The 25,517-nt window shown below is 53.3% G+C and carries 22 protein-coding genes and 1 tRNA gene; 10 read left to right on the top strand and 13 right to left on the bottom strand.

What is annotated here, in order from left to right; genetic code table 11:
* Window positions 1–2,802: a DNA gyrase subunit A gene (gene gyrA / locus BC440_RS20895; RefSeq protein ID WP_071241248.1), complete on the bottom strand. Its 2,802-nt coding sequence runs from the start codon at window positions 2,800–2,802 to the stop codon at window positions 1–3.
* Window positions 2,803–2,994: 192 nt separating this feature from the next.
* Window positions 2,995–3,957, bottom strand: coding sequence for a DMT family transporter (locus tag BC440_RS20890; RefSeq protein WP_071241247.1), 963 nt, complete (start codon window positions 3,955–3,957; stop codon window positions 2,995–2,997).
* Window positions 3,958–4,269: 312 nt separating this feature from the next.
* Here BC440_RS20890 and BC440_RS20885 point away from each other — a divergent pair, with 312 nt between their 5' ends.
* A complete protein-coding gene (locus BC440_RS20885) occupies window positions 4,270–4,473 on the top strand; it encodes a hypothetical protein (RefSeq protein WP_175484514.1) in 204 nt (67 codons plus the stop codon).
* A gap of 11 nt (window positions 4,474–4,484) precedes the next feature.
* Here BC440_RS20885 and BC440_RS20880 read toward each other — a convergent pair whose 3' ends face one another.
* Complete coding sequence (locus BC440_RS20880; RefSeq protein ID WP_083379462.1) at window positions 4,485–5,342, bottom strand: DUF547 domain-containing protein; 858 nt, start codon at window positions 5,340–5,342, stop codon at window positions 4,485–4,487.
* Window positions 5,343–5,637: 295 nt separating this feature from the next.
* On the opposite strand from BC440_RS20880, the gene BC440_RS20875 reads away from it, so the two are divergent.
* Window positions 5,638–6,276, top strand: a complete 639-nt coding sequence (locus tag BC440_RS20875) for a putative metalloprotease CJM1_0395 family protein (RefSeq protein ID WP_071241245.1) — start codon at window positions 5,638–5,640, stop codon at window positions 6,274–6,276.
* Window positions 6,277–6,345: 69 nt separating this feature from the next.
* On the opposite strand, the gene pyrC is transcribed toward BC440_RS20875, so the two are convergent.
* Together pyrC and BC440_RS20865 are read right to left on the bottom strand one after the other, a co-directional pair.
* Window positions 6,346–7,401 carry a dihydroorotase gene (pyrC, locus tag BC440_RS20870; RefSeq protein WP_071241244.1) on the bottom strand — a complete coding sequence of 352 codons (1,056 nt, stop codon included), beginning with the start codon at window positions 7,399–7,401 and terminating at the stop codon, window positions 6,346–6,348.
* A 136-nt stretch (window positions 7,402–7,537) separates the two neighbouring features.
* Window positions 7,538–7,614 (bottom strand) — tRNA-His (locus BC440_RS20865).
* A gap of 320 nt (window positions 7,615–7,934) precedes the next feature.
* Between BC440_RS20865 and BC440_RS20855 the strand changes: the two genes are divergently transcribed.
* Window positions 7,935–8,936, top strand: a complete 1,002-nt coding sequence (locus BC440_RS20855; protein WP_071241242.1) for a Gfo/Idh/MocA family oxidoreductase — start codon at window positions 7,935–7,937, stop codon at window positions 8,934–8,936.
* Window positions 8,937–9,014: 78 nt separating this feature from the next.
* Here the strand turns inward: BC440_RS20855 and BC440_RS20850 are convergent, their stop codons facing one another.
* Window positions 9,015–10,187 carry an aminotransferase gene (locus BC440_RS20850; RefSeq protein WP_071241241.1) on the bottom strand — a complete coding sequence of 391 codons (1,173 nt, stop codon included), beginning with the start codon at window positions 10,185–10,187 and terminating at the stop codon, window positions 9,015–9,017.
* Window positions 10,188–10,606: 419 nt separating this feature from the next.
* On the opposite strand from BC440_RS20850, the gene BC440_RS20845 reads away from it, so the two are divergent.
* From BC440_RS20845 to BC440_RS20835, 3 genes are all read left to right on the top strand, one after another.
* Window positions 10,607–10,945 carry a P-II family nitrogen regulator gene (locus tag BC440_RS20845; protein ID WP_007091888.1) on the top strand — a complete coding sequence of 113 codons (339 nt, stop codon included), beginning with the start codon at window positions 10,607–10,609 and terminating at the stop codon, window positions 10,943–10,945.
* A gap of 64 nt (window positions 10,946–11,009) precedes the next feature.
* On the top strand, window positions 11,010–12,419 hold the full coding sequence (glnA, locus tag BC440_RS20840; protein WP_007091889.1) for a type I glutamate--ammonia ligase: 1,410 nt from the start codon (window positions 11,010–11,012) through the stop codon (window positions 12,417–12,419).
* 135 nt (window positions 12,420–12,554) lie between these two features.
* A complete protein-coding gene (locus BC440_RS20835) occupies window positions 12,555–14,345 on the top strand; it encodes a sulfotransferase (RefSeq protein ID WP_071241240.1) in 1,791 nt (596 codons plus the stop codon).
* Window positions 14,346–14,389: 44 nt separating this feature from the next.
* Here BC440_RS20835 and BC440_RS20830 read toward each other — a convergent pair whose 3' ends face one another.
* Both BC440_RS20830 and BC440_RS20825 read right to left on the bottom strand, forming a co-directional pair.
* A complete protein-coding gene (locus BC440_RS20830) occupies window positions 14,390–16,066 on the bottom strand; it encodes a sensor domain-containing diguanylate cyclase (RefSeq protein ID WP_071241239.1) in 1,677 nt (558 codons plus the stop codon).
* Window positions 16,067–16,223: 157 nt separating this feature from the next.
* A complete protein-coding gene (locus BC440_RS20825) occupies window positions 16,224–16,565 on the bottom strand; it encodes a hypothetical protein (protein ID WP_007091891.1) in 342 nt (113 codons plus the stop codon).
* Window positions 16,566–16,762: 197 nt separating this feature from the next.
* On the opposite strand from BC440_RS20825, the gene BC440_RS20820 reads away from it, so the two are divergent.
* The 3 genes from BC440_RS20820 (at window position 16,763) to BC440_RS20810 (ending at window position 19,608) form a co-directional block, all read left to right on the top strand.
* Window positions 16,763–17,167, top strand: a complete 405-nt coding sequence (locus BC440_RS20820) for an OsmC family protein (protein ID WP_007091892.1) — start codon at window positions 16,763–16,765, stop codon at window positions 17,165–17,167.
* 140 nt (window positions 17,168–17,307) lie between these two features.
* The gene (locus tag BC440_RS20815) at window positions 17,308–18,612 is read left to right on the top strand and encodes an alpha/beta fold hydrolase (RefSeq protein WP_071241238.1); all 1,305 of its coding nucleotides are present in this window, start codon (window positions 17,308–17,310) and stop codon (window positions 18,610–18,612) included.
* Window positions 18,613–18,666: 54 nt separating this feature from the next.
* Window positions 18,667–19,608: an alpha/beta hydrolase gene (locus BC440_RS20810; RefSeq protein WP_071241237.1), complete on the top strand. Its 942-nt coding sequence runs from the start codon at window positions 18,667–18,669 to the stop codon at window positions 19,606–19,608.
* 17 nt (window positions 19,609–19,625) lie between these two features.
* On the opposite strand, the gene BC440_RS20805 is transcribed toward BC440_RS20810, so the two are convergent.
* On the bottom strand, window positions 19,626–20,564 hold the full coding sequence (locus BC440_RS20805; RefSeq protein ID WP_071241236.1) for an AraC family transcriptional regulator: 939 nt from the start codon (window positions 20,562–20,564) through the stop codon (window positions 19,626–19,628).
* A 140-nt stretch (window positions 20,565–20,704) separates the two neighbouring features.
* Between BC440_RS20805 and BC440_RS20800 the strand changes: the two genes are divergently transcribed.
* Entirely contained in the window at window positions 20,705–21,688 is a 984-nt protein-coding gene (locus BC440_RS20800; protein ID WP_083379461.1) for a phytanoyl-CoA dioxygenase family protein, read from the top strand.
* Between the two features lie 39 nt (window positions 21,689–21,727).
* Here BC440_RS20800 and BC440_RS20795 read toward each other — a convergent pair whose 3' ends face one another.
* The 4 genes from BC440_RS20795 to BC440_RS20780 all read right to left on the bottom strand — a co-directional run bounded on the left by BC440_RS20795 (window position 21,728) and on the right by BC440_RS20780 (window position 25,510).
* Entirely contained in the window at window positions 21,728–22,711 is a 984-nt protein-coding gene (locus tag BC440_RS20795; protein WP_063095842.1) for an adenosine deaminase, read from the bottom strand.
* Between the two features lie 65 nt (window positions 22,712–22,776).
* Window positions 22,777–23,670 (bottom strand): EamA family transporter, encoded by an 894-nt coding sequence (locus BC440_RS20790; RefSeq protein ID WP_007091898.1) that lies wholly within the window; start codon window positions 23,668–23,670, stop codon window positions 22,777–22,779.
* Between the two features lie 110 nt (window positions 23,671–23,780).
* The gene (locus tag BC440_RS20785; protein ID WP_071241235.1) at window positions 23,781–24,647 is read right to left on the bottom strand and encodes an AraC family transcriptional regulator; all 867 of its coding nucleotides are present in this window, start codon (window positions 24,645–24,647) and stop codon (window positions 23,781–23,783) included.
* 146 nt (window positions 24,648–24,793) lie between these two features.
* Window positions 24,794–25,510, bottom strand: coding sequence for a GntR family transcriptional regulator (locus tag BC440_RS20780; RefSeq protein ID WP_071241234.1), 717 nt, complete (start codon window positions 25,508–25,510; stop codon window positions 24,794–24,796).
* Between the last annotated feature and the right edge of the window lie 7 nt (window positions 25,511–25,517).

Genomic DNA, 25,517 nt, shown 5'->3' with positions numbered 1-25,517 from the left:
TTATTCGTCGGTGTCGTCTGAACCGGTTTCCACTGCCTCGCTGCTATCCTCGGCAACGGTCGGTGCATCTTCGCCTGATGCGATTTCGGTGCCTTCTGCACCTTCTTCGCCTTCAAGCTCTTCGTCACCATTGTCACCCAGATTGGACAGACGTTCGACAGCAACAACCTGTTCGTCTTCGGCCGTACGGAACAGGGTAACACCCTGTGTCTTGCGCCCGGCAATGCGGATATCGTGTGTCGGCATACGAATGACCTTGCCACCATTGGTGACCATCATCAGTTCGTCGCCTTCCTCAATCACGAAGGATGCCGCGACATTGCCATTGCGTTCCGACATCTCGATATTGGCAAAGCCCTGCCCGCCACGACCGGTTACGCGGTATTCATAGGCAGACGTACGTTTGCCATAACCATTTTCGGTAACCGAAAGGATCAGCTGATCGCCTGCCAACAGTTCGTCGTAACGTTCCTGAGAAAGGATTTCCAACGGCAGACTATCATCAGCCGAGATTTCCTCGCGACGCAGCTTGCTTGCGATAGACAGATACTCGTCACGTTCTTCCATAGAGGCATGATTGCCAAACAGGACGGACATCGCAATGACCGCATCGTCGTCAGCCAGACGAATACCGCGTACACCGACCGAGTTACGGCCAGTAAAGACACGAACATCTGCAACACGGAAACGAATGCATTTACCCAGACGGGTCGTCAGCAGAATATCGTCATCGTCCGAGCAGGTCTGAACCGCAATCAGCTTGTCACCACGATCTTCTTCAAGTTTCATGGCGATCTTGCCGTTTGATTTCACATTCACGAAATCGGCAAGACTGTTACGGCGGACGTTACCCGTCGAAGTCGCAAACATCACGTGCAGGTTCGGCCATTCTTCCTCGTCGGGAAGCGGCAGAACCGTTGTGATATATTCGCCTTCTGAGAGCGGCAGCAGGTTCACAAGCGCCTTGCCACGCGATTGCGGCGTGCCCAGCGGCAGGCGCCAGACTTTCATCTTGTAGACCATCCCCTCGGAACTGAAGAACAGAACAGGGGTGTGGGTGTTGGCGACGAACAGTTTGGATACGAAATCCTCTTCGCGCGTTGCCATGCCCGAACGGCCTTTGCCGCCACGACGCTGTGCGCGATAGGTCGACAGCGGAACACGCTGGATATAGCCGGTGTGCGATACGGTCACGACCATATCTTCACGGGCAATCAGGTCTTCGATGTCATGTTCGAATTCGGCTTCAAGGATTTCACTGCGACGTTCATTGGCGAACTCGTTCCGCATTTCCGTCAGCTCATCCTTCAGGATGATCATCTTGCGTTCGCGTGAACCAAGGATATCAAGGAAATCTTTGATCTTCTCACCCAATTCGGTCAATTCGGACGCGATTTTATCACGTTCCAGACCGGTCAGGCGATGCAGACGCAGTTCAAGGATTGCGCGCGCCTGCGCTTCGGACAGGCGATAATTGCCATCGTCCGAACCAACCTGGTTCGGGTCGGCGATCAGCTCGATCAACGGAACAATATCGCCCGCCGGCCAGCTACGCTCCATCAGTTGTTCACGTGCAATCTGCGGGTCAGCCGCAGCACGGATCAAGCGGATGACTTCGTCGATATTGGCCACCGCAATGCCAAGGCCGACTACCAGATGGGCGCGCTCACGTGCCTTTTTCAGCAGGTGAATGGTCCGGCGCGTAATGACTTCTTCGCGGAATTCGACAAAGGCCTGAATGATTTCTTTCAGGTTCATCAATTCCGGCTTGCCACGATTAAGCGCCAGCATATTGACGCCAAACGAAGTCTGAAGCGCGGTAAAGCGGAACAACTGGTTCAGAACGACATCGGCAACCGCATCACGTTTGATTTCGATCACCATGCGAACGCCCGAACGGTCGGACTCGTCACGCAGATCGGAAATACCTTCGATCTTCTTGTCACGGACCAGTTCGGCGATCTTTTCCATCAGGGTTGCCTTGTTCACCTGGAAGGGAACTTCGGTAACAATGATGGCTTCACGGTTGGCACGGATTTCCTCGACATGGGTACGTGCTCGCATGACGACAGAACCGCGACCGGTTTTAAAGGCCGAATGAATGCCCGAACGGCCCAGAATCAATGCACCGGTCGGAAAATCCGGACCATGCACGAATTCCATCAGGCCTTCGACGGTAATGGCCGGATTATCGACATAGGCCATGCAGCCATCGATAACTTCGCCAAGGTTATGCGGCGGAATATTGGTGGCCATACCAACAGCAATACCACCTGCACCATTGACCAGCATGTTCGGAAAACGTGCTGGCAGAACCGACGGTTCCTTGGTGGTTTCGTCGTAGTTATCGCGGAAATCGATGGTTTCCTTATCGATATCATCGAGCAGATAATGGGCTGACTTGGCCATGCGGGCTTCGGTGTAACGCATGGCGGCGGCCTTGTCGCCGTCCATCGAGCCGAAGTTGCCCTGCCCGTCAATCAGTGGCAGGCGCATGGAGAATCCCTGCGCCATACGAACCATCGCGTCGTAAATCGCGCTGTCGCCATGCGGGTGGTATTTACCCATCACATCCCCGACCACACGGGCCGATTTACGGAATGGTTTGTTCCATTCAAAGCCGTTTTCATGCATCGCATAAAGGATGCGTCGATGCACGGGCTTCAAACCGTCGCGGACGTCGGGAAGCGCACGGCTGACGATCACGCTCATCGCGTAATCGAGGTAGCTGCGGCGCATTTCTTGTTCGATGGATACCGGGATAATATCGCGGCTATCTGGATTGGTCTCTTTGGTGGACAAAAGCCGTGACCTCTTAAACGCTTGATCAGAAATGCTTCAATCGGCGTGACATATGGACATATGCCTGACCAGTGAGCCGGAAAGTATCAGGTTTGTCCGGCACAAACAATATTGACAAATCTGCCTGTCCCGGCATTCGGCACAAACGGTGGAAATAATCGTAATTTACGCAAAAATGCCCACCCCGAAGAGTTATTTTTTGGTCCCGGGTGCGGTCATGATCGGGGTTACCGGGTCACATTCCATTTCGGCAACATCACCAGCCCTGACAGGCTTTCGTCCGAAACGCAGCTGGGAAACCGCAATCCCGGCCAAAATAACGCCGAGTGCAATCACGCTGGTCGGTTTGGGAACTTCGTGCAGAACAAGAAAACCGATCATTACGCCGACGGCAGGTACAAGGTAATTGTTAAACACCACAAAGCTCGCTCCAGCGCGCGCAATCAGATACAGGATCAGGAACATGGCAATGCCAGTCGGGAAAATCCCCAGATACAGGATCGAAAGCGCCCCGTCGGCGTCCCACCCCATATTCCAGGGCTGATCAACAAACAGCGCAAAGGGTGCAAGCATCACTGCAGCGAAAGTCAGGATCACCGCGGCTGATCCAACACGCGGCTGATCACGCAGATTGCGCGCCACCAGTGATGAAATCGCGTAGCACACGGCCGCGATCAAAACTGCCAGCTGAAAAACAAGCTGCCCGCCAAGCCCGGTTAGGGTTTCCGGCCCCACCAGAACAATCACGCCAATGGTGCCAAGCACCACACCAAGCGCCTTCCCCGTCGAAAGTTTTTCATCATTCGTAACGAAATGTGCCAGCGCCACCGTTGTCAGCGGCACGACAGACATCAGAATTGCCGCCAGCCCGGCATCGATTTCCGTTTCGCCATAGCTGATCAGGAAAAAGGGCACAGAATTCCCCAACAACGCAACAAAGAAGGTCGACCACCACGCGCGCCGTCCCTTGGGAAGGTCACTTTTGCGAATAGAGGCAAAGGCCCATAGCACCAGTGCGGCGACAGCCAATCGCCCGGCTGCGACCACCAGCGGCGAATAGGCATGCACACCAATCTTGATGAAGGTGAACGAGCTGCCCCACATCAGCGCCAGCAAAAACAGCAACGCAAATTCACGAATTCCCGGACGTGTCATCTTCCCAGCCTATTCTTGCCACAGTTTTTGGGCTTTATCGAACATCGAAAGCCAACTGACAGCGTTAGAGCCAGAAAACACGAGAATCAAGCGAATAGCTGAAAATCAGCCGCCCCATAATGCGGCCTGCAATCGGCACCACCTAAGAATAAAGCCCCATCTTGTCTAGCGTGAAATCGCCTGTCGGACTTTGACGCAGCACAACGCTTTTGCAGCGAAAAGATGAAAAAAGACAGTGGATACAACTTAATTGTTGCGAATGATTTTCAATCGCTTTATCTTGGGCGCAACAATATGAATGGGATGCGAGCAATGAAATATGTGGATCAGGAACTGACCATCGACGAAATGCTGGCCGATCCGATCGTCCAGACATTAATGCGCTATGATGGCATCTCGGCCAGTGACGTCCGTCACACGATTGATCAGGTTTTGCAAAATCGCCTGCCATCACCCCCTGTTCGCGCCCGAAGCAGCAGCGCCCCCCACCATAACTGGCGCATGACAGCGGCGTAAACAACACGACCTCAGGGATGGCTATCGTTCAATGACCAGTCATAATGATAGAAGCTGATGGGCAGGTCCTCGCCGTGAACGCTCAGCCATGTTGCAAGCTCCAATCCGGCATAACGCGCCAGATGACCGGAAAATGCCGCATCGCTTTTGCCAAAATCGGACCGATACCAGTCAAAAATCGAAGACAGTTCGATCTCTGATCCGTCTTCGGCCAATCTCACCGCCCGTTCATCCTGGATGAAAGCAAGAGCCGCCTTATCAAGCTGCTCTTCGATCCGGGTTCCGTCATAGGCCGTCGCTGCCAACGCCGGACAACCAATTGACGCACAATTAATGGCATAGTGAATACGCGCATCCTGCCAGATGGGCCGCAGGATACGATGTTCGATATCGTTCAGGCTCAAAGACCTGCCTTCGACGGTCAAAAGTTTTTTGTCCCAAGGGCCTGACGAAAATAATCCAAGCGAAAAAAGCCCCGGTGAAATGTCGATATCCCGAATGCTGTCAACCGGGTAATGATCCATGACCACCGCAACAGTCTGCGCATTGTAAAGATTGATCCAGAAGGCCATTTGCTGATCGCGGTTATATGTGTCAATTTTAACCGCCTGCATGGCATTAAGATAATCCGAGAGATGCGTAAGGCTTGAAGATTTGGCACCTGCATAATCAAATGCCGTGACGCCAGACGAAACCACCACCAGATGATGGTCAAGGATCGTCTGCCAGACAGAATGATCAATGATGGCGTCGTTCGAATCATCATGCGCCTGCCAATCGGGCCATAGATCAGCATCAGGTGCGGCAATTGCAGGTACCGACACTATCACCCAAAGCATGATCAAAACAGGCATAAGCAGATGTTTCAAACGGCTACTTCCCCTACACCATATCGATTGCGTTCCTGAATTCTATGATCGATCAGCAATTCAAGATCACATCAAACTGCCGTGATTGCAGTGATGCCAATCATATACACTTAACCATAAGTTGATATATAATGCCCCCATGACACAGGATGGTGCAATTCAGCTTATTCCTGGCAGTGGTGGGCAACTTGGGCAAGTCATTGCCACTCGTGCTCTTCCCGGTGCCGGGCAACAATCGGCAGGATCAGGTTCTGCTGAGGGGGGCTCTGTTACAACACCTTTAAGGCCCGCTGCCGTGTCAATCCGACCGATTGGCAATGCGAGCACCACAACACAGCTATCCGATCCGGTGCCAAACGCCCCCTCCACACCGGTTAACAGTGCAGCATCAATTGTTACGATTATTCAACAACTTGATCCTCGCGCCCTGCCCGGTGCGTCCGTACCCGACATCCGGGGCAGCACCGCGCAACAACGCGAAGTACGCGAAACAACACCGGAAAGTGCACGTCTGCCAACAAGCAATCCCGCCCTTTTGACGGACCGGGAACGCGACATTGTTCGGGAATTGCAGACGCGTGACGCCAACGTCAGGACCGAGGAAGAAAGCCATCAGACCCTTGCTGGTGCGAATGCCGGTATGATCAGTTACAGCTATACCGCCGGTCCCGACGGGCGGCTTTATGCCACGGGCGGCAAGGTCAGCATCCATCCGCTTCAGGGCCTTGACGGGATTGCAGCGATTGCCAATCAGGCCGCCATATCGCGGGCCGCCTCTATGCCCGGCACATCATCGGCCGATTTCAATGTTGCAAAGGGTGCGTCACGCAACATCAGTGCGATGATCGCAACACAGGCTATTGCGGCAGCCGAAAGCTATCGCATGACATTAGGGCTGAGCGCGGCACCAGCCAATATTGATATCACGGGCTGACCATCACCGTAGAAGCCACAAAAAAGGGGCCTGCATAACAAGCCCCTTTTGAACATGATCGACGCAAACCTAACCGGCATAGTGCCAGTAAATCGGGAAGCCCGGATCAAACACCGTGACTGGGCCCTCACCGGTTTCAATTCTGGCCGGGAAAGTTGCCGCCTCGCTGCGCTTTTCCAGCGTGATCTTGTCGGCATTCAGCGGCAAACCATAGAATTGCGGGCCATTGACGGATGCAAAGCCTTCAAGCTTGTCCAACGCCCCTTCTTCCTCGAACACATGTGCCAGAAGTTGGACAGTATTATTGGCGGTAAAGATACCGGCACAGCCGCATGCACTTTCCTTGCGGTCATCGGTATGCGGGGCCGAGTCAGTACCCAGGAAGAAACGGACATCACCGCTGGTTGCTGCCTTGCGGAGTGCGAGGCGATGTTTTTCACGCTTCGCCACCGGCAGGCAATAGAAATGCGGATGAATGCCGCCGACCAGAATGGCATTGCGGTTGATGATCAGGTGATGGGTCGTGATGGTCGCGCCAAGGTTCCTGTCATTGGCTTTGACATATTCGACACCGTCTTCGGTGGTGATATGCTCCATGATCACACGCAATTCCGGCAAACGCTTACGCAGCGGATCAAGAACGCGGTCGATGAACACGGCCTCGCGGTCGAAAATATCAATCTCAGGATCGGTGACTTCACCGTGCACGCAAAGCGGAATACCAAGACTTGCCATGCGCTCCAGCACCGGCATCGCCTTGTCGAAATCGCGCACACCACTTGCCGAATTGGTCGTTGCCCCGGCCGGATACAGCTTCAGTGCGGTAATCACACCAGACTTGTAGCCTTCCTCGACATCATCGGGATTGGTCCCTTCGGTCAGGTAAAGCGTCATCAATGGCGTAAAATCGTGCCCCTGCGGGATGACCGCGTTAATCCGGTCACGATAGGCAATCGCATCCTCGGTCTTGACCACCGGCGGCACAAGGTTCGGCATAATGATCGCGCGCGCAAAATGTTCGCTGGTTTCGCCAATAACCCCTTCAAGCATCGCGCCATCTCGCAGATGCAAATGCCAGTCATCGGGACGGCGAAGGGTAATGCGATTTGCTGAATTTGCGGACATGGGGGCGACCTCCTCGGAACCGGTACAAACGAATGGGCGCGAGCGCACAGGCTAACTAGCAGATCAGTCCCGGTTTTGGAATTGGAAAGCGGCCCGAAAGACAAAAGGCCAGGCATTTTTGCCTGACCTTTTCACATGGGGCGAGTGATGGGACTTGAACCCACGGCCCCCAGAGCCACAATCTGGTGCTCTAACCACCTGAGCTACACCCGCCGTCGTGTGGCGCGGTTTTTATCGCCGGGAGCCCCGGACGTCAAGCGCATATTTTTACTTTTTTGCCCCGTTTTCCACCGAACTTCGCAAAGTCCCGCAAACCGGGCGACTGCGGGTTCTGTATCTGGTACTTATCATCACAACCAATCCGCCCGAACAGGCCCCCACCCGTTTGAACATCTTGCGCGATGGGGCAAGTGGGCTAATTAAATCAATTCAATATATTGAACACGCCCGCCATTCCGGGCGAAATTAACACGGCGCGCAGACGCAAAACGGCCATGCGCGCCACAAAAGAGAAAACAATACGGAGTATCGGAATGAAGTGGGGCGTCATCAGCACGGCAAAGATCGGCACGGAAAAGGTCATTCCGGCCATGCAGGAAAGCGACAAGCTTGAAATCCTTGCCATTGCCGGACGTGATCTGGAAAAAACGCGTGAAACCGCACAAAGTCTGCGCATTCCGCGCGCCTATGGCTCCTATGAGGAACTGCTGGCCGATCCGTCAATCGAAGCAATCTACAATCCCCTGCCCAACCACTTGCATGTCGAATGGACAATCAAGGCGCTGGAAGCCGGAAAACACGTGCTGTGCGAAAAACCCATCGGGCTTGACACCGAAGACGCCAAACGCCTGATCGCGGCCCGCGATAAAAGCGGCAAACACGTGCTTGAGGCCTTTATGGTTCGTCATCATCCGCAATGGCAGGAAGCGCGTCGGCTCGTCGAAAGCGGTCAGATCGGCACGATCAGCACGGTGCAAAGCATCTTTACCTATTTCAATGCCGATCCGAACAATGTGCGCAACAAAAAGGATATCGGCGGTGGCGGTTTACTTGATATCGGCTGCTACTGCATTGTCGGCCCACGCTATATCACGGGCAAGGAACCGGTGCGTGTGGTTTCCCTGATGGACAAGGATCCGAAATTCGGTACTGACCGTCTGGTTTCAGGCATACTCGATTTCGGAAGCGGCGTTCAGGCAAGCTTTGTTTGTGGCACACAGTCGGCCGCAGTGCAGCGTGTTCATATCCTTGGCACTGAAGGCCGGATTGAAATCATCATGCCATTCAACCCGGTGCCGGAAAATCCGGCAGTGATCAGGGTCGGCACGCAAAAACAACCGGGTTTTGACGAAGCACGCGAAATCAAATTCCCGATTGGCAACCACTATACCCTGCAAGGCGAGAACGCGACGGCGATCTTTAACGATGAAAGCCCGGTCGATTACCCGATTGAAGACGGGATTGCCAATATGCAGATCTTGGATGCGCTGGCCCGCTCGGCCCGCACAGGGAGTTGGGAAATGGTCAATTCCTGATCACGGTTGACAGCGTCCCCAAAAAAACAGGCCGAAGGCTAAAGTTCTCGGCCTGTTTCCCTTAAATGCCTTGCTTTTCTACCTTGCAAACGCCTTCTTCATCCGCTCAATCGCCTCGGACATTTTGGCTTCTTCCTTGCAGAAGCAGAACCGCACAAAATTGCGAACGCCGCCATCCTTGCCCTGATAGAACGCCGAAACAGGGATCGCCACAACACCGGCTTCCTTGATCATGATCTGACAAAACTCGACATCGTCGCAGTCATAGCCCAGCGGACGGAAATCGCAGGTGATGAAATAAGTACCCTGGGAGTCCAGAACACCAAAGCCGATTTCCCTCAAACCCTTCATCAGGAAATCGCGTTTGGCCTGCATTTCAGCAGTAAAACCTTCGAAGTAATCATCACCTTTGTTAAGGCCGTAGGCCACACCATGCTGCAACCCTGGCGGCACGGTGAAAACAAGGAACTGGTGCGCCTTTTTGATCGGCTCCATCAATTTGGCACATGCTGTGATGTATCCGATCTTCCACCCCGTCAGTGAGAATGTCTTGCCTGCTGATCCGATGCGTACGGTGCGATCATGCATACCGGGAAAAGTCATCAGCGGTTTGTGTTTGCGCCCGTCAAAGACAAGATGTTCATAAACCTCGTCACACAGTGCGATCACATCATGCTTGATGCACAGATCAGCAATGAATTGCAGTTCATCATCGCCATAGACCTTTGAACAAGGGTTCTGCGGCGAGTTTATCAGGATCAGCTTGGTTTTTTCCGAGAAGGCCGCTGCAAGTTCTTCGCGTGGCAGATCCCAGCTTGGCGGTGTGACACGTACCAGTTTGGGGATACCGCCCGCAAGCTTCACCATCGGAAGGTAGCTGTCATAAAGGGGTTCGATCAGGATCACTTCATCGCCGGGCGCAACAAGACCAAGGATCACATCAGCCAGCGCCTCGGTCGCACCGACCGCGACAAGGACTTCTTTCTTCGGATCGACCTCGATATCATAGAAACGCTTGTTATGGTCGGCGACCGCCTGAAGCAACTCCGGAACACCTGCCAACGGCGGATATTGATTGGACAGTTCCATCGTCGCCTTGGCCGCAGCTTCGCGAATATCAGCCGGACCGTCAGTATCGGGCGCTCCCTGCCCCAGATTGATGGCATTATGTTTCTGGGCCAGTTCGTTCATCACTTCAAAAATCGTGATGCCGCCTGAAGCGAAAAGAGGATTGCCGATAAATTCGGTCATGAGGCGTCCTTCTCTGGGTTTCAGTACCGGTCGGTGGAAACCGGTTTTTATCTGTCTGGTGGCGCAAATTATAAATCAGACAGGCAGATTATATGATCCATGCCCTGCCGTCATGATACGTGTTTTATGTATTTTCTGTCGCACGACGCAGGCAGATCAGGCAAGCACGGATCGCGGAGAACCTCGTTGACCTCTGCCATCTCACAATGTTTGCATAAATTTTAAACATTCTGCCTAAAAGACAATCAGATGCGATCAAGAAAATCTTAAAAACTTCATGGGTTTTGCTGGGTTTTCACGCAGAGACTCCTTAGAATGACCGCGCGGGCCAAAACTGGCACGGCCCGTGCAATTAACGCGGCAAAGCAATGGAGCTTTCCGAGTTCTACGCAACTCTCGCAAAAAGCAGAGGGCGCTTAATGAAAAAGATTGAAGCCATCATCAAGCCATTCAAGCTTGACGAGGTTAAAGAGGCCCTTCAAGAGATTGGCCTCAAAGGGATTACCGTTACCGAAGCCAAAGGCTTCGGCCGACAGAAAGGCCATACGGAGCTGTATCGCGGCGCCGAATATGTTGTGGACTTTCTGCCGAAGGTAAAGTTGGAAATCGTCGTTGAGGACACGCTTGTCGAGCGTGCGATTGAGGCAATCCAGCAAGCCGCTCACACCGGTCGTATCGGTGACGGTAAAATCTTCGTTTCCTCGCTCGAGGACGCGATCCGCATTCGTACCGGTGAACGGGGCAACGACGCGATCTAATCGGTCCGTTACCTGACATTGAACATCGTACGATCACTAATTTTGAGTTTTAAAGGGTTGCATCATGTCTGACGCTGCTTCTGTACTTAAGCTTATCAAAGAAAAAGGCATCCAGTTTGTCGATCTGCGCTTTACCGATTCCAAAGGTAAATGGCAGCACACCGCGCAGGACATCTGCACAATCGACGAAGACGTTTTTGTTGACGGCATCATGTTCGACGGTTCGTCGATCGCTGGCTGGAAAGAAATCAACGAATCCGACATGATCCTTATGCCGGATCCGTCGACCGCTGTTGTTGACCCGTTCACCGCGCAGCCGACCCTGATCATCGTTTGCGACGTTATCGAACCGGCCACTGGCCAGGGTTACGAGCGTTGCCCGCGTTCGACCGCGAAACGCGCACTCGCATACATGAAATCGGCCGGTATCGGCGACACCGCATATTTCGGTGCAGAGCCGGAATTCTTCATGTTTGATGACGTTCGCTGGACCACCGCTGGCGAAGGCATGGGTTATCAGCTGGACTCCGAAGAAGGTCCGTACAACACCGGCACCGAATTCGAAGGCGGCAACCGCGGCCACCGTCCGGGCCCGAAGGGCGGCTATTTCCCGGTACAGCCGGTTGACTCGGCCAACGACATCCGCGCCGAAATGGTCAACTACATCAACGAAATGGGCGTGCGTTGCGAAAAGCACCACCACGAAGTTGCACCGTCGCAGCACGAACTGGGTATCGCTTTCGGCACCCTGATCGAACATGCCGACGCCGTTCAGGTTTACAAATACTGCATCCACATGGTTGCACATCAATATGGCAAAACCGCAACCTTCATGCCGAAGCCGGTCTTTGGCGACAACGGCTCGGGCATGCACGTTCACCAGTCGATCTGGCACGAAGGCAAACCGCTGTTCGCAGGTAACGGCTATGCTGACCTGTCTGACACCGCTCTGTACTATATCGGCGGTATCATCAAACACGCCAAAGCACTGAACGCTTTCACCAACCCGACGACCAACTCTTACAAGCGTCTGGTCCCGGGCTTCGAAGCACCGGTTCTGCTGGCATACTCGGCTCGCAACCGTTCGGCTTCCTGCCGTATCCCCTACACCGCATCCCCGAAGGGCAAGCGCGTCGAGATTCGCTTCCCTGATCCGCTTGCCAACCCGTATCTCGCTTTCACCGCAATGCTGATGGCTGGCCTTGACGGTATCGAGAACAAGATCCACCCGGGCGATGCAATGGACAAAAACCTCTATGACCTTCCGCCGGAAGAGCTCAAAGAAGTTCCGACCGTTTGCCGCTCGCTGCACGAAGCACTTGACAGCCTCGACGCAGACCGCGACTTCCTGAAAAAAGGCGATGTGATGAGCGACGACCTGATCGACGCTTACATCGCCCTGAAAATGGAAGAAGTTATCCGCTTCGAACAGTCGCCGCACCCGGTCGAATTCGACATGTACTACAGCGGCTGATCCTTTCACCAGAAAGGACACATCGAACACGAAACGCCCGGCCATGTGCCGGGCGTTTTTGTTTGACCGACCGCCAGTTTTTCCATTGGTAACCGTGTTTACACACAGGACCTGCTCACAAGACCGGAAAAACTGATGTCAGATCAGACAGCAACGGCACAAGACCGAGCTAAGCATAAGGCCATCGCCGCAATCCGAAATCAATGGCGCAACGGGCATCGCCGGACCGCGCGAAAGCTTTGTAATCAGCTTCTGAAAAATAATCCTGACCTGCCAGATGCCTTGCATATCCGTGCGCTGATGCATCATCAGGATGGTAACGCGCTTGATGCCATTCGCGATCTTGAAAAGGCGTGCAACAGCCATGCCCCGCAAACTGTCTATTATACCGATTTATCCGCCATTCTGGCAGCGTCCGGCTACCTGGTACAGGCAAAAACCGTTCTTATACAGGCGCTCAAACGCAAGCCACTTGATCCAAAGCTGCTGCTGCAAATGGGCATTTTGCTGACCGGCAACAACGAAGCAAGACAAGCTGTACCCTTTTTGAAACGCGCGATTGCACTTGCACCGTCTGAATGGCTTGCATGGAATGCAATGGGTGCTGCCAGTCTCACCCATGATGATCTTGAAACAGCGATCCGGCATTTCCGAACCGCTGGAAGGCATGCACACGAAGCCGGTCATATAGACGGCTATTTGGATACACGGATCAGCGAAGGCGAATGCCTTAAAGAATTGGGACAAATCGACGCGGCTCGCACGATCTTCGAAGACGTCCTTTCCAAACACTCTGGCCACATACGCGCATGGCATTGCCTGACACTGATTGGCAGGGTTGCGATGGATCACCCATCGCGAAAGGTTATGATCAACAAAGCCAGATCACAGTCATTCAAGGGTCTGCCCGCCGGGCAAAAGGAATTGTTGCTGTTCAGTCTTGCCAAAACCCATATGGAAAATGGCGAAGTAGAAGCCGGGATGGAAACACTGAACGAGGCCAACCGTATCAAGCGCCAGAACATTCAGTATTGCACGCAAACCATTGAAAACGTTTTTGACATCACAAAGAGAGCCTTTCCGGCTGAACGATTTTCCAACGTGCGAAAACCGGCTGAAAAAAGCGACCAACCGCAGCATGTTTTCATTGTCGGCATGCCTCGATCGGGCACGACACTGGTCGAACAAATTCTGGCATCGCATCCGGAAATATTTGGCGCAGGCGAACTCGACACGCTCGGCCATCATCAGGATGCCATGATCGAACATCAGGTCAAACACGGTCAATTGCTGGACGAGGTCCTTAAATTCAGCGACGCATTCATTCAGACAATCGGCACCGTCTATCGCAACGAGGCACTAGAAAGGACAAAGGCCGCATCCGGAACGACGGATATTAGCAATTTCAAACGTATCATCGACAAAATGCCAGCCAACTTTACCCGGGCCGGGTTGATCGTCCTGATGCATACAGACAGCCGCATCATTCATTGCCGCCGCGATGCAATGGACACCTGCTTTTCCTGTTATAGCCGCCGTTTCGGCAGTGCGCAGAATTTCAGCTACGATCAGGAAGAACTGGGGGCCTTTTACAACAGCTATCTGAAATTCATGGATCACTGGCGAAGTATCCTGCCGGCACATCGTTTTATCGAAGTGAACTACGAAGACATCATCAATGATCTTGAAGGTCAGGCCCGTCGCCTTGTCGCATTCACCGGGTTGCCCTGGAATGAAGCCTGTTTGACCTTTCATAAAACCAAACGCCAGATCCGAACCCACAGCACATTACAGGTCCGAAAACCGATATATCGTGACAGCATGGGCGCATGGCAGCCCTATGCGAAATATCTGGGCCCGCTTATGAACAAGCTGGGCATTTGCGAAAATGCAGATGTCGGCCAACAAAGGAAAAAGGCGGGATGATCACATCACCCCACCCAAATTCCACTTGAGCAAACCAATCAGACCTAGACAGTATCATCCCTGTGCAAATCGGGTTCAAGCTCTGGCCGATAGAGACAGGCCCGCCCCTTGCCGGCTTCTTTGGCCTCATACATGGCCTTGTCAGCACGGCGCAATTGCTCGGTCATGTCGCAATAGCCTGCGTCGAAAACGGTAAAGCCAATCGATGCACCAATATCACAACGATTCCCTTCCCACATATAGGGTTTGGAAATCTCGGCAATAATGTCATCGGCCAGTGCTGCCATTTCCTTTTCATCACCTTTATTAATGAAAAACAGGGTAAATTCATCACCGCCCAGACGCGCAACTTCCTCCGCCCGACGGGCAACACGCTTGAGCCGCTTTGCCGTTTCAACCAGAACCCAATCGCCAGCACCATGCCCCAATGTATCGTTCACGGTCTTGAAGCCATCAAGATCAAGCAGGAAGATTGACGCTGGCGTATCCGTACCGCGCAAGACAGTTTCACATTGTGAAAGCTTCTGCATGTAACGCGCACGGTTTGCCAGGCCGGTCAGTTCGTCGTTATTTGCCTTGTTCTGCAGTTCGCGTGCGGCAAGCTTCTGCTTGGTGATATCACTTATCCACCAGAGCACAGATTCCTGCCCCTCAAATGTCAGCGGCTCCATGGATGCCTTCAACCAGCGTGCATCTGAATCTGCCGGACGGCGAATGCGTAATTCCACATCCTGCAATTCGCCAAGCATATCCATATCCTGAAGACTTTTTTCTCGGTATCGCTCCGAAAGAAGCACGGTGTCCGTTGGCACCGTTCCATCACTATCAAGAGACAGAAGAGTCTCGAACATCTTGTTATAAAACTGGAATTCCCCGCCATCCCGGTTGGAAATACCAACGCCGATTGGTGCCTTTTCCAAAAGCCCTGTCAGACGTTGTGCTGCCGCGGCGACTTCGGCCTGTGCCTGTTTTAGCGATGTCACATCAATCAACGAGCCAATCGTACCGGCAATTGCGCCACTTGGCCCCTTCAGGCTGGCGGCGGCAAACAATGCGGATTTTTCGACACCGTCCATTTCGAAATCAATTTCATGACGCACATTGCCTTCTGATTTCAGCAACGGCGCCTCGTAATCGAAAATGCGGCTAACAAGCGGTGCCGGGGCCACATCGGCGAATTTGCCGCCAATCACCTTTTTGGGATCCTGCCCCAGCAACTCGGCAAAAGCATCATTACAACGGTTGATCACACCATCCAGATTCTTGAGGTAAACCGGGATAGGCAACACATCGATCAGATGCTGGATGAAAATCTTGTGATCGGCCAATGCCTTGGCAAGTTCTTCTGCCTTGCCAGCCTCGCGAAAGACCAGTGCGGTCACACCTTCGGGACCTTCGGCCTTACGCCACGTAACCTTTCTACCATTCATTTGAAAGGCTGGCAAATCGGCCTTGGCATCCTTTCCAGAAATGAGGCTAAGCGCTTCGCGTGCCGCACCGACACTGTCGCCAGACGAAAATTCTGCATTTTTGGCAAGAAAAGCAAGGAACTGCTTGATTTCGGTTCCTTCTCGCAAGGCCGACTTCGATGCGTTAAAAAGGTTAACCGCAACCAAATTGGCATGGGCGATTTTCAAATCGGACGAACCGATGAATATAATGCCGTCACGCGATAGTGCTGCTGTGGCGACAATGTCTGGAGCAATTGACAATACACGCACGCGCCGCTTTGCGACGCACTCCCTTTCCCGTGTTATCTATAATGCCCCAAAAAACCATCGGATTTTATTACCAAGGCCGCTTAGCAGGCCTTTTTCAAAGCTCTTATTCCATACGTAAGTATATGACAAGCTTAGTCTTGCGACCATAGCCAATGCGTCACGATTTTTTATCGCCGACCGGCAGGTCAATATATCCCCGATCAATGCAATGTTCGAGTTCACGCGCAGCCGCAAGCATTTCCTGATAGCTCTCACGAAGAAGTTTAAGCTTCGCCAGTTCTTCGGCCGTCGGATGATTGTCGTTGCGATCTGCACTGAGTTTGAAGGCATATTTCAGATAGTCGGCACGCAACTTGGCAACATTGATAATAAGCGGCAAAGCCGTATCGACGCTCATATCAGGGATCGCAGGACTGATGACTTCATGGTTCACTTCACGCAAAACATGCTCCATAGCCATCATGAAACGGCTTTTGCTGCGTCCGGCATCCTGCGTCATGATTTACCCTCCTTGGCGATAACGGTCTGGAATGACATACATTATCTCCTGTTAAGGTAAAAACTCCTATAACAGTTTTACACCCCTGCACTTGATGTTTTTCAACCTTTAACTGCCTTATGTGATCACGGCTTGCGCGAACCGGTCAGGCAGGCTAGACGATGAAGCATGCAATTCTCGAGACAAGGAACCCGATCATGGAAGCACGCGTAAAGTGGCTTGAAAATCTGACCTTCACCGGCACCAGCGGCTCTGGCCACGGCGTTGTCATGGATGGCAACCGTGACACCGGCTTTGGTCCGAGCCCGATGGAGATGCTGCTTCTCGGTCTGGCAGGATGCTCGTCGATTGATGTCGTGCATATCCTTCAGAAAGGCCGCGAGAAAATCATTGATGTCCAAGCCGATGTCAAAGCCGAGCGTGCGGAAACCGACCCCAAGGTCTTCACGAAAATCCACCTGCATTTCAAGGCCAAGGGTGAAAACCTGAACGAAGCCAAACTGGCCCGTGCGGTTGAACTTTCAGCCGAGAAATATTGCTCGGCCTCAATCATGCTGTCGAAGGCGGCCGAAATCACGCATAGCTGGGAAATCATGGAATAAGCCAGCTTTCGGGCGTGTTCTGCCACCGATTTCAAAGCGGTCCGTTACGGGCCGCTTTTTTGTTGGTCGCGTCATAATGCAGCCTGAGTTAGAGTTTATCGGACAAGCCACCACACCGAAACGAAACGGGGAAGCATTCCATGTCCGCAAACGGCCTTTTGCGTTCGACACTTGTCGCTATGACCATTCCGGCGACGATTGCACTGTCGGGATGCATTTTCGAAGACCCGCAACATGATCCGTCCGGCCTTGCCATTGGTGCCCCCGCCGAGAACCAATCATTTGACGATTATGTCCAGAAAACCCGCGAACAGCTTCGCACGGCACTTAAAGCAAAGCGCTTTGACAAGGAAGCTGCGCCATTTGGCCAATACGATCTTGACCAGGTGGTCGCGATGCGTGCCCCTTTCGCATCCGGTCCGAACAAAGCGGCTTGCGATGCGGCGGGCAATGACACGGCACATGGCAAAGATGTCGGTTTCCTGATGGTACATGGCCTGACAGACAGTCCGTTTCTGATGACCGATGTGCGCGATACGTTGCAATCCAAATTCCCATGCGCGACCTTCCATGGCCTGCTTCTTCCGGGGCATGGCACCGTCCCAGGTGATTTGGTTGACGTCAGTTACGAGGACTGGATCAAAACAGTGCGTTATGGCATGGACGGGTTCGCAAACGGCACCGACCATGTCATCACCATTGGCTATTCGATGGGGGCGGCCCTGATCGGGCGCGAATTTGATGCCCGTCGCCGCGATCCACGGATGACGGCAATGGTTTTACTATCGCCGGGCTTTGCTGCCAAAAGCGATCAGGCATGGCTGACACCCTATGCCCGTTATGTCCAAAGCTGGGTTGGCAAAGGTGAAAACAGCGATGCTGCCAAATATGGTTCGATGGCAATGAATGCCGCGGCGGAATTTCATCTGCTGACTGAACCCTATCGCGATGGCACCATGGATACGTTCGATATCCCCGTCTTCATGGTGGCCAGTTCCGATGACCACACGGTTGATCCCTTACTGGCGGCCGACTTCTTCTGCAACAAGGTCACAAATGATAACAAGCGCCTGATCTGGTATCAGGGAGAAGAACACCTGATTGACGAACATCCTTTGTGCGAGGGTGTCGACATTGTCAAATCTGCGGCTCCGGACTGGCGGACGCTTAATCATGCCCATACTGCCATTACCATGCATCCCGATAACAAGCATTACGGTATGGATGGCATTATCCGTCGATGCGACCATTACGACGAGCAAAGTGCCAACAGTAAATGCCAGACCAGCAGTGATGCGGTTTATGGTGAATTGAATCTGTCGGATTCCGCGTCCCCGGGGAGTCTGCGGCGCGGAACCTTCAATCCCGATTTTGTCAGCATGCTCGACAAAATGACCCATTTCATCGAAGTGTCACTGGAAGTCCCGGGAAAGACCGCAAATTGATGAACAGTTTGCACAACTGATCATCGCCTGCCGCCATAAGAAGCAAGCACAGACATGACCTTTGCCATTGATCGATTTACCGGACGAAGCGGCCTGACATTTCGTTATGCCTTGCATTCGCCTGAAAATGCCGTTGGTCATGTCCTGATCCTTCAGGGGCGCGGCGAGTTCATCGAACGCTACGGCGAAACAGCACATGAACTTGCCGAACGCGGGCTTGGCTGTGTCACTTTCGATTTCCGCGGACAGGGCGGATCAACCCGCGAAGTCACCGAAAGCCATATGGGTTATGTCCGCGATATCGCCCATTACATCGGAGATACGCATGATGTGCTTTCGTACCTGACCGATCACCACAATATCCACTGTGATCTGCTTCTGACCCACTCGACTGGCGGGCTGGTGGGCATGTACATGCTGCTTGAAAAACCGTCCCTGTTTGAAAGCAGCGTCATGATCGCCCCGTTTTTCGGGCTTGGAGGGCCGGACTGGGTCGCACTTGCCGCGCAGTTTTTGTCAGCCGGACTGTGCCGATATGGTTTCGACAAGCAATTCCTGCCAGGACAAAAGCTGCTGTCACCATTGCAACCCTTTGCCGATGATAATCTGCTGACGTCGGATCGGGCGCGCTACGAACGCAACGTCACCTGCCTGCAAGATAACCCTGATCTGGTGGTTGGTGGCGTTTCGGCGGGATGGCTTGATGCCTGTTTCAGGGCACAGGCGGAATTATCCCAGCGTATTGTACCGGATAATAATTTTGTGACCTCGCCGCTGCCCCCGATTACGATGATTCTGTCAGGAAACGATCAGGTGGTCAGCAACCGCGCCACACAGGAACTGTTTGGCGATCATCCATCGGTTGCAATGGTCGAAATCCCCGAAGCCCGCCATGAAATCCTTCAGGAACGCGATGTTTTCCGAAACCTTTTCTGGCAGGCATTTGACCAGCATCTGGCAACCAATCATACCGACTGGCCCCTGCCTCGTTTCTAATAGGCGCGTTTTCCTTCTCAAACCGACTGCAACATTCCCTTTTCAAACCGTTCACGCCGGAACCGGCTGGGCGACATGCCGCGATGACGGGCAAATTGCCGATTGAAATGCGACAGGTTCTGAAACCCGGATTCCTCCGCCACCCGATAAATCGGCAAATCGGACGACAGCAGCAACGACACCGCCCGCCCCAACCGCAATCCCATTAGATAATCCTGAATGCTTGACCCTGTATGACGTTTGAAAAAACGGCGCAGGGTCCGCTCGCTCATGCCGTTCTGCTCGGCAATTTCAGCACTCCCGATTTGTTCGACATAGTGCGAATGCAAAATATCCAGAACCCGACCAAGCCGGGTTGCCTCATGATAATCGGGCACCGTCGCGTCAAACCTTTCGGACGCAAGCGGTATCCGTTCCTGCGCATCCAGCAAAATCCGCAATACTTCTATCAGCAACAATAACCGGTCGGCCGGATCGCCTATATCAAACCGGTGTGTGAAGGCCGCAACCTTTCGTGCTGATAGGGTATCGAACTTCACACCCCGCCGTGCATCTGTCAGGACAGGTCGCAGCCGCGCAAATTCCGGCATGGTTTCACAAACATTATTGATCCAATCGGCCGTAAACCAGAACACAAAGGCCTGATGTGGCCGTTCACCCGGCTTTGCCTGCAAATCAATATCATAGGCTCCCATATCGATTTTCCCGGATGCGGGCGGGGCGGCATTGTGCGAATGCCATGTATGGGGCAGGTTCGGGCCCAGCAAGACCAGATCATCGTCACCGTAAGAACCGATATGATCCCCGACATAACGCTGTCCCTTGCTTCCAAGCGTCAGGGTCAGTTCGTATTCCGGATGAAAATGCCACTCGAACGGGATCGCACGCAGGTTCCGGTGCAAGCCGCGCCATGACCGGTCAGGTGCAATTTTCACATGTTCGAACAGCAGTTTCATTCAAATACCCGCTTATACGGCTATCAAAATCGACTAATTTGACCGAATAGTATCATATTATGTCCGCCCTGTCAGTGGGCGCGACCATCGCGGCCCTCTAGAATGGTTCCAACATCATGAACCATGCGGGAGGAAAAATCATGAGCATGCTGGCAAACGCAACTACGGCGACAATGGCCCCGACCGGCCCGAATGCGAACCGGCCGGGCAATGCCTCGGTCAAGGAAGTCACCGGCACGCAATTGCGTGATCTTGAAAAAACGCTGCCGCTCCGCGTGCTATCGGATGCAGACTTCAAACACTGGCAGACCTATGGCTATGTTGTTGTAAAAAATGCCATCCCGCAGGAACAGATCAAGGCCACTGTCGATTTCCTTTGGGAATTTCAGGAAATGGATCCGAATGATCCGGCAAGCTGGGCCCGGCCGCAAATGCGCGACCATGCCATGACCGAACTGAACAATTCCGGCATGGTCGAAGCCTATCATCATCAATCAATGTGGGATAACCGCCAGACACCGCGGATTTATGACGCATTTGTCGATATCTGGGATCGGACCGATCTTTGGGTATCGATTGATCGCGCCAACCTTAATACGCCCAATGTCGGCACGCGTGCCTTTGACGGTTTCATTCATTGGGACGCCGATACCAGTCAGGTCCCGCTGCCGATCAATGTGCAGGGCGTTTTATCGTTGGTCGATACCAATGATGATATGGGTGGGTTCCAGTGTGTACCGGATCTGTTTGCCAATTTCGCCGAATGGCTTGCCACCGCGCCAAAGGACCGTGACCCGTTCCGGCCGGACATCGCCAATATTCCGTATGAACCCAAACGCATCCCGATGCAGGCGGGCGATCTTCTGATTTTCAATAGCCTGCTTGCACATGGCATTCGCGCCAACCGGTCCAACCAGACCCGCGTTGCGCAATATATATCCATGGCCCCGGCAACGCCCGAGGAACAGGAACTTGTTGATTGGCGGACCAAAAGCTGGTCGGAACGCCTGCCGGCACGCGGTCACGCCTTCCCGGGTGACCCGCGCAATTGGGAACAGACGCGCTATGAACGCGCAAAGCTGACACCGCTCGGTGAAAAGCTTCTGGGTAAAGTTGCCTGGTAACAGAACAAAAAACGCCCCGGATTTCTGGGGCGTTTTGTATTAGTTCGCATCAAGCTTTGCGATCAGTATGGCTTTCGTGTCCGCATCCACAAAGGCCGCCTCAAGGGCGGTACGCGTTATACCGCGAAGCTCATTCTCGCTAAAACCAAACACATCTTTGGCGCGCTGATATTCCTCGGCCAATGTTGTGTGGAAGAACGGCGGATCATCTGATCCCAACGTAACCTTGACCCCGGAATCATAAAGCCTGCGCAGTGGGTGGGATGCGTAATCCGGATATACAGACAGGGCAATATTCGATCCGGGGCACACTTCCAGAACAATGCCGCGTTTCACCAGTTCTTCGACCAGTTTCGGGTCTTCGATGGATCGCACACCATGCCCTATTCGGGTCACCGGCAATTTGTCGATTGCATCCCAGACACTTTGTGGACCCTCAACTTCACCGGCATGCGTTGTACATCCAAGCCCGGCATCGGCGGCAATTTTATAGGCCGGGTAAAACGCTTCCTGCGAAAACATGCTTTCATTCCCGCCCATGCCAAACCCGACAATATAGGGATGGCCACACGCAACCGTATCAGTCGCCACACCAATCGCCTTTTCCGGGCCGATATGGCGAACGCAGGTCATGATGATCCGTCCGATAATTCCGGTTTCCTTCCCGGCACGGTCAATCCCCTCGGCAACACCATTCAGATGATCATCAAAGGAAATGCCACATTCGAGTGCATGTGACGGCGAACAGAAAATCTCGACATAAAGCGCCCCCGCTTTGGCCTGCTCGCAAAGATACCAATGCGTCAGATCGGCATAATCCTTACCGGTACGGATTGCCGCACTCGCCCTGTCAAAACTGCCCAGAAATTCGGGGAAGTTTGACCAGATATACCGATCCTGATCATCATAAATCCCGTCCGGAAGGCTAATACCGTTGCGGGCGGCGAATTTCCGCACCAATGCAGGGGTCAACGCACCTTCCATATGCAGATGCAATTCGGCCTTGGGAATATGCTGTGTCATTTCTGGCGCTCCGGATTTTCTTATTTTCTTTCCAGATCCAGTTCTAGCGCCAACAATGCCCTAGGTCACGCAACAACCGTTTTCCGCCGCAGCATTTTTATCGAAGCCAAAAGCGCGCCACCAACAATCAAAAGGCACCCCGCGATCACGGTCGGGCTTGCTTCGGCTTTGCCAAAACCGATCAGCAGGATCGTGCTGAGTAACGGTGCACCATAGGACGCGACACCCAGAACCTGAATATCGCCATGCTTGGTGCCATAATCCCAGACAAAGAAAGCAACCCCGACCGGGCCAAGACCAAGCCCGATAATCGCAAGCCATTGTCCGGCATCCGGCATGACCCAGATTTCAGTCACGCCGTGTGTTATGAAACCCAATAACGCCGCACCGGCACAAAATCCACAAACGGCTTCAACCGGAACATTGCGATAGCGCCGGTTCAAAACCGAATATCCCGACCACAGGATAGAGCAAACCATTGCCGCACCATAGCCAAGGCCATAGGCCGGATCAAAATCAAACCCATGCCCTTTGGTCACCAGAACCGCAGCCCCGCAAAGTCCCAGAACCGCACCGGCAATGTGATACCAGCGCAATCGTTCGCCGGGCAGAAGTGCTGAAAACAGGACAATAAAAAGTGGCCACAGATAGGCAATCAGACTGGCATCAACCGCGGGCGCATTGGCCAAGGCTACGAAATAGAAAAAGTGATACCCAAACAACCCGCCAACCCCAAGCACCCAGGCACCAACCGGTTGCCTCAAGGCCTGAAATGCCGCCAACCCGCCGCGTGCGATCCAGATAAAGCTGAAAATGGCCGCAACGGAGAAACAAAGACTGACCAGTTGAAAAGGCGGGATGGCACTGACTTCTGTCGTAAATAACGCCAGCAAGGCCCAAAGCACAATGGCAATACCACCAATCATGGTGGCCTTTGTACGGTGATCAAGCAAAGTCATGAAACCATCCCGAAGTTCAACTAATCGCATCGGTGATCAAAGCAGGTCGGGATGAAGACGTCTTTGCCGAAACTCCGGATTTCATTAGAATGAGATAAACTCGGAGGCCTTTAAGTTCGACGGCGAAGCGCAATCGGTGCATGTCCGAACCGCCGGGAAAAGGCACGTGAAAACGCGCTTTGATCGGTGAAGCCGACCTCTCGTGCGATATTGCCAAGTGTCATGGTATTTTTCGGATCGCCAAGCATCGCATGGGCGCGCTGCAATCTTTGTTCCCCAAGCCATCGCATCGGCGTTGTCCCCAGATGGCGCTGGAACGTGGCAAATAGCGCGCTTTCCGATTGCGCTGTAATCATTGCCATTTCAGAAATCCCAATCGGTTCGGACAGGCGCAGCTCAATCCAGGCAAGCAACCGTCGCAACCGCATCGAAATACCCTGATCGGCATCAGCATCGCAGCCCTGCGCGGCTGCCGAATGGCCAAGCACCTCACGCAAGGTTTGGCAAATGAAGGCATCATCGGCAAAGGCACTTTCGCAGGTCGCATTCCCCGCCATATGCAGCAATGACAGATTTTCAGATTGCAGGCTCCCCTGCCCATCCGGCGAAAATCGCCGTATGCGCGATATCGCCCGCTTTTGTTCAAGCCCCTGCAAAAGACCGGTCAAATGTCCCGCATATCCCGCCACGACTTCAAGATAGGGCGATGCCCCCGCCTGATGCCAAAGCCTTTCAAGACCAGTCTGCGCCGCGACTTCGATATCGACATCAAGCACAAGGAACCGGTTCATCCCCACCGCCCGATAGGCATGGGTATCGCCCGCCGGAACAAACGCCAGCCTGCGGCCCGAAACACAGCCACCGCGCCCCTCGACCTCAAGCTCGAGCATGCCAAGATCAGCAATGATGATCTGGTGGAAATCGTCGTGACTGTGGCTGGCGGCTTCAGACCGATACTGGCGAAAACTTGTTTGCATTTCTGTTCCTGTTCAAGAGCCACAGGATATGCGATTGCCGCAGTTCCGCAAAGCCCCTCGACAGCCGATACCGGCACAAACAAAATCAGCAAGACGTTTATTAAAAACGCCTTGCTGATTGGTCGCCCGGGAGGAAGGCCAAAACCTTATGAAAACAGTTCCCTGTTTTCTTCAACGATCTGTGGCAAACGTTCCATGGTTCCCGAAAGATGCTGCCGCATTTCCGAACTGGCCAAATTACCATCACCGGACTGGATCGCGGCAATTACCGCCTTGTGACCTTCAAGCACCGAAAGCATTTTACCCGCACGCGGCAGATCAAGCATCCGAACGCGCGCCAGATGACCACTGCGTGCCGTCACCTGCACATGCAGGTTGGATTGATTGACCCCATTGAAAAGAGCCGCATGGAACGTCTCATCCAACTGCTTGAACAGATCAATCTGTTCGATATCACCCGCAAGGGCTTCCTGCATTTTGATGATGCCCTTGGCTTTGACAATGGCAGCAGTTTCCCCCATTTCCGCCAATTGCCGTACCACCTCGCATTCCGCAGCAACACGCAGAAAATGCTCCTCGCGGATACGGGCAACATCAATCTTGGTCACCACGGTTCGCGACTGGGGATAGGATGCAACCAACCCATCCTGTTCCAGACGCATGATGGCTTCACGCACCGGTGACTGGCTGACTTTGAAACTGTCCGCCAGTTCTGCCCGAACCAGTGTTGTTTCAGGCGGAAGGACAAGCGAAATGATCCGGCTTCTCAGTTCCTCATAAACAAGTGCCGAAGCAGGAACATGCGCATTGGCTTTCATCGCGCTATCATAAACAGGCATGAGACCGCCCATGAATGTATTCATTTTCACT

The sequence above is a fragment of the Thalassospira sp. MIT1004 genome, assembly GCF_001858545.1.
In the GTDB taxonomy this organism is placed as follows: Bacteria; Pseudomonadota; Alphaproteobacteria; order Rhodospirillales; family Thalassospiraceae; genus Thalassospira; species Thalassospira xiamenensis.
Note: the sequence above shows the minus strand (reverse complement) of the source record. Positions and strands in the feature narration are given on the sequence as shown.